Source organism: Caballeronia arationis (assembly GCF_001544975.2).
Classification (GTDB): Bacteria; Pseudomonadota; Gammaproteobacteria; order Burkholderiales; family Burkholderiaceae; genus Caballeronia; species Caballeronia arationis.
Map to the genome: position 1 here is coordinate 1 of NZ_FCOG02000267.1, position 4,574 is coordinate 4,574.

General features: G+C 61.7%; 5 protein-coding genes. 3 read left to right on the top strand and 2 right to left on the bottom strand.

Annotated features, from left to right (window positions below):
• The 3 genes from AWB81_RS40625 to AWB81_RS40640 form a co-directional block, all read left to right on the top strand.
• The coding region (locus AWB81_RS40625; RefSeq protein WP_144444341.1) for an SDR family NAD(P)-dependent oxidoreductase at window positions 1-554 on the top strand (554 nt) is incomplete at its 5' end.
• Window positions 555-947: 393 nt separating this feature from the next.
• Entirely contained in the window at window positions 948-1,874 is a 927-nt protein-coding gene (gene ku, locus AWB81_RS40635; RefSeq protein ID WP_062644041.1) for a non-homologous end joining protein Ku, read from the top strand.
• A complete protein-coding gene (locus AWB81_RS40640; RefSeq protein WP_062644043.1) occupies window positions 1,871-2,713 on the top strand; it encodes a tetratricopeptide repeat protein in 843 nt (280 codons plus the stop codon). Before ku ends, AWB81_RS40640 begins: the two co-directional genes overlap by 4 nt.
• A gap of 165 nt (window positions 2,714-2,878) precedes the next feature.
• On the opposite strand, the gene AWB81_RS40645 is transcribed toward AWB81_RS40640, so the two are convergent.
• Both AWB81_RS40645 and AWB81_RS40650 read right to left on the bottom strand, forming a co-directional pair.
• A complete protein-coding gene (locus AWB81_RS40645) occupies window positions 2,879-3,823 on the bottom strand; it encodes an MlaA family lipoprotein (RefSeq protein ID WP_062644045.1) in 945 nt (314 codons plus the stop codon).
• The coding region (locus tag AWB81_RS40650; protein ID WP_159939021.1) for an MMPL family transporter at window positions 3,820-4,574 on the bottom strand (755 nt) is incomplete at its 5' end. The genes AWB81_RS40645 and AWB81_RS40650, both read right to left, overlap by 4 nt.

A 4,574-nucleotide genomic window follows, 5' to 3' on the forward strand; every position in this document is an offset into this window, starting at 1 on the left:
GAGCGCACGTACGGATCTGCGGAGGGGGTGATAGGCGACTGTCATTCCTACTCCAACAGACAATCCGAGCCGGTACAGCCGGAACGTCGCATCACAACAGCATCGAGCAGACGACAGAGGCAGAGCTGGATGCACTCTATCGCGTCCACTTCAAAGGCGTTTTCTTTCTGACGCAGAAGCTGCTGCCGCTCATTAAAGACGGTGGGCGAATCGTCAACATCTCCTCCGGTCTGACTCGAATCATCGTACCGGAGAGCGGCGCCTACGGCTCCCTGAAGGGAGCGGTCGAGGTGCTCGCGAAGTACATGGCCAAAGAGTTCGCACCTCGGAGGATTGCTGTCAACGTCGTTGCGCCGGGAGCGATTCAGACCGATTTCAGCGGTGGTATCGTTCGCGACAATCCGGAACTCAACAAACGCGTCGCTGACATGACTGCACTCGGCAGAGCTGGACTGCCGGACGACATCGGACCGATGATTGCATCGCTGTTGTCCGAGGACAATCGTTGGGTCAACGCGCAGCGGATCGAAGTATCGGGCGGCATGGCCATTTAATCGCTGGTCCAAATTTTAACTACGGTGGCCGGGCAGTCCGGCACTCCGGTCGTCAGCAACTTCACGCGGAACTGGAGCGCTTGAAAGCGCGGCTTGCGGCACTTCATGAGGCATCCTCGAAAGCACCGCTCGCTGTGAAGCGCGGCATCGCGCTACTCCTCGCGACGCGCTCTTGGGAACCCGCTGGCTTTGCCGAGGTACAAAGGCGGAAGTCCGTTTCCCACCCTGTCCACGAAGCGGTTTTCCGGTGCTAAGCTTACGAACGGGAGGGGTATCGGCCGACCCCCCGACTTTTCACCGCCGCCACTCGGGCCGCTAACGTACGTCTGACGGTTGTCCAGCCGTGAGTTGAAGCCGGGCGAACTCTCCGCCGTCGGCCACGAGGAGGAGTCCATGGCAGCGCGCTCTATCGCATCCTTGTCCCTGTCCTTCGGACTGGTTTCCATCCCCGTCAAACTCTACTCGGCTACCGAGAGTGCCTCAGGGGTGGGCTTCAATTTCCTGTCGCCGGACGGTGGGCGGGTGAAGCAGCAGTACGTATCGGAGGCGAGCGGCGAGGTCGTGGCACGCGCCGACATGAAGAAAGGCTACGAGTTTGAGAAGGGGCAGTTCGTCGTTTTCACGCCGGATGAACTGAAGGCGTTGGAGGAAGGTGCCACTCATGTGGTCGAAATTGTCTCCTTTGTGCCGGAGAAATCAATTGACCCGCTCTACTACGACAAGGCTTATTTCATCGCACCGGACAAGCGGGGAGGCAAGCCCTACAGCCTCCTGAGGCAGGCTATGCACGAAAGCCAACGGTGCGCGCTGGCGAAATGGTCGTACAAAGGCAAGACTCGCATCGTGCAGGTGCGGCCCGCAGACGACGGCATGGTGTTCCAGCAGCTTTTATTCGCAGACGAGGTTCGCGCATTGAAGGATTTGCACATCGAGGAAGAACCCGTCACCGACAAAGAGCTCCAGCTCGCGTTGCAGATCATCGACCAGGTTTCGGAAGACAGGTATGACCCGTCGGCATACGAAGACGAAGAGAAGAAGCGAATCCTGAAGGCCATCGACGAGAAAATTGCGGGCAAGCAGATTGTGTCGCCCGAAGCGTCTGCGCTCGAGCCCGGCGGACAGGTCATCGACCTGATGGAAGCGCTGCGGGCGAGCCTCACCAAAACGAAACCCAAGAAGGCTCCGGTGGTGAAAGCTCCCGTCGCCAAGGCAGTGCCGGCTGATGAGGAGGTGCTGGCAGCGAAGCCGAGGCGGCCGGCGAAGCGTGCTGCACCCAAGGTTGAGGAAGCGCCGTCAGTAAAGGTTCGGGCTCGCAAGTGACAGGTCGTAACAGCTCGCAGGATTACTCACTGCGCAGTCTTCAGTCGCTGCTCGGGGTATCGAGAAGCGTTCTGACCGGCTTGATGGACGCAGGGTTCGTTCAGCCAACGCGTGGCCGACGCAACGAGCTGCGTTTTACCTTTCAGGACGTGGTCGTATTGCGCACCGCCTTTCAGTTGCAGGCGGCGAAAATCTCGTCTCGCAAGATTCTGCGAGCGCTCTCCAGGCTCAAATCACAATTGCCGGACGAGCTTCCTCTCTCGGGAATCCGAATTACGGCAGTTGGCGACCGCGTTGCGGTCACGACAGGACCGTCGCAATGGGATGCCGATTCGGGCCAGCTTTTGCTCGACTTCGAGGTCGCACCGATCAAAGGCGACGTCACGTTCCTTGATTCGACGCCGCGCAATCTGAAAAATCGCGAGCAACAAGCGGCCGAGTGGTTTGCTCTGGCAGAACAACTCACAGGCACCGACGTCGTTGGTGCGGAGCAGGCGTACCGCAAGGTGCTCGAGTTGGCTCCGACGCCGCACTACAGTGCATATACCAATCTCGGCGTGCTGCTTTGTGAAGCCGAGACCCGGTGCGAAGACGCCCTGACTGTTTTCGAGCGGGCGCTTGAGCATTTCCCGCGAGACGCGCTGCTTCATTTCAATCGTGCGGTCGTGCTCGAGGAACTCAAGCGATACGACGCAGCGGCGCAGGCATACGAGCGTTGCCTGGAACTGGACGCAAGTCATGCCGACGCACATTTCAACCTTGCTCGACTGAGCGAAATACGTGGCGACAAGCAGGGACTGGTGAGGCACCTCAGCGCGTATCGCAGGCTGAGCGGTTGAATTCATGCGTTTAGCCTGTCTGGCGACAGCGTTCCCAGGCCTCGTAGCTGCGCATCTGGCAAGACGGCCGAAGTGATCCCCTGATCCTCCCCGACTCACAACGCAAAAGGCCCGACTGGTGTCTCGCCAGTCGGGCCTTTGCTTTCTCTTCGAATCAGCGCGGTGTTATTTCGCAGCCGGAGCCGCGCCCGGATCTTCGTATTGCGGCACGTCCGCGCCGCTGCCCGAACTCGAGCCCGATGAAGGCTTCTTCGAAGGTGCCGCAGCACCCGGATCGTCATAGGTCGGCAGGCCTTGCGCCTTGCTGCCGCCGCCCGATGCACCCGGTTCGCCCGGCGCTGCCGTCGCGCTTGCGCCTTCCGGCGCTGCGGCTCCCGTGTCGTCGCCGTAATCGGGCAGGGTCGAGTTGCCGCCGCCCGTCAGCAGGTACAGCCGGCGTTGCGTGTACGCGTCGCGGACGAACGCGTATTTGTCGAGCGCCGCCTGCGACAGGATATCGGTCGCGCCGATCAGGTCCGCCCGCGCGCTCACGAAGTTCAAGCCGAACAGCAGATTGCGCGGAAGCGGGTCCAAGTACGTGATCGGATCGAGCCGGAAGGCGACGAGCCAGTTCGTCGCATCGCGGAACGAACTCGGCCCGAATATCGGCAGCACGAGGTAGGGCCCAGACGGCACGCCATAGTGCCCGAGCGTCAGCCCGAAGTCCTGGTGGTGCTTCGGCAGCCCGGTCGCCGATGCGATGTCGATCAGGCCGCCGAGGCCAAACGTCGAATTGAACGCGAAACGCACGAAATCCTGCGTGGCGTCGGTGATGTTCAACTGCAGCAGGTTGTTCGCGAAGTTGCCGATGTCGCCGAGATTCGAAAAGAAGTTGCTCACCGCCGTGCGCAACGGGCTCGGCGTGACGTTCACGTAGGCCTGCGCGACCGGACGCGCGATGTATTTGTCGACGCCGTCGTTGAAGCCGAAGATCGCGCGGTTCATCGGTTCGAGCGGATCGCCGGGATGGCGGTCCGCGCCGGTTGCACACCCGGCAGTTGCCAGAACACCCGCAATGGCGACGCTCACCGCGAGCGTCCGGACCGTCCCGGCAGCCAAAGCCCTTCTCATTCTTCAATTCCTCTTAAGTTATCGTGTCGTCGGGCGGCCCGCAGACGCGCGCGCTCCGTCGCGCGCACCTTGCGCGGCTTGCCCATCAGGACCGGCTGGAACATCACTGCGCCGATCAGCGTGCAGAACAGCGACAGCGCGAGCAGCCGTCCCATGCTCGACGTGCCCGGATGATGCGAAAACCACAGGCTGCCGAAGGCGGTCGCCGTCGTCGCCGCGCTGAACATCACGGCGTGCGTGAGGCTCGACTGCAACAGACGGGTCTGGCCGGAGCGCCACGCCATCACGAAATAGATCTTGAACGCCACGCCGACCCCGAGCATCAACGGCAACGCGATGATATTCGCGAAGTTGAGCGGCATGTCGAAGACAACGCACAGTTCCAGCGTGACGACGGCGGAAACGAGCAAAGGTATCAAAGTTCTTAAAACGTCGCCGAGACGACGCAGCGTGATCCACAACAGCACCGCGATCGCGAACAGCGAAAGCCCCGCCGCCTGCTGGAACGCCTTGATGATCGTTTCGGCCGAATGGCGGATTGAGATCGGCCCGCCGATGGCGTCCGGCTCGGCTTTCTGGACCGCGTCGGCGAAGCGGGCGAGCATGCGGTCGTCGTTCTGGTCGACGCCTTGCGGCACCTTCGGAGATATCGCGACGAGCGCCTGGCCGTCCCGCGTCACGAAGCTGTCGGCGAGCGAGGGCGGCAGCGTCGCGCGGGTGATTTCCGCCGGCTGCAACAGCGAGCGCAATT

What these genes read in the sequence shown, in the direction of transcription:
- ku (WP_062644041.1), top strand. Translation starts at nt 948, where the DNA reads ATGGCAGCGCGCTCTATCGCATCCTTGTCCCTGTCCTTCGGACTGGTT.
- AWB81_RS40645 (WP_062644045.1), bottom strand. Translation starts at nt 3,823, where the DNA reads ATGAGAAGGGCTTTGGCTGCCGGGACGGTCCGGACGCTCGCGGTGAGC.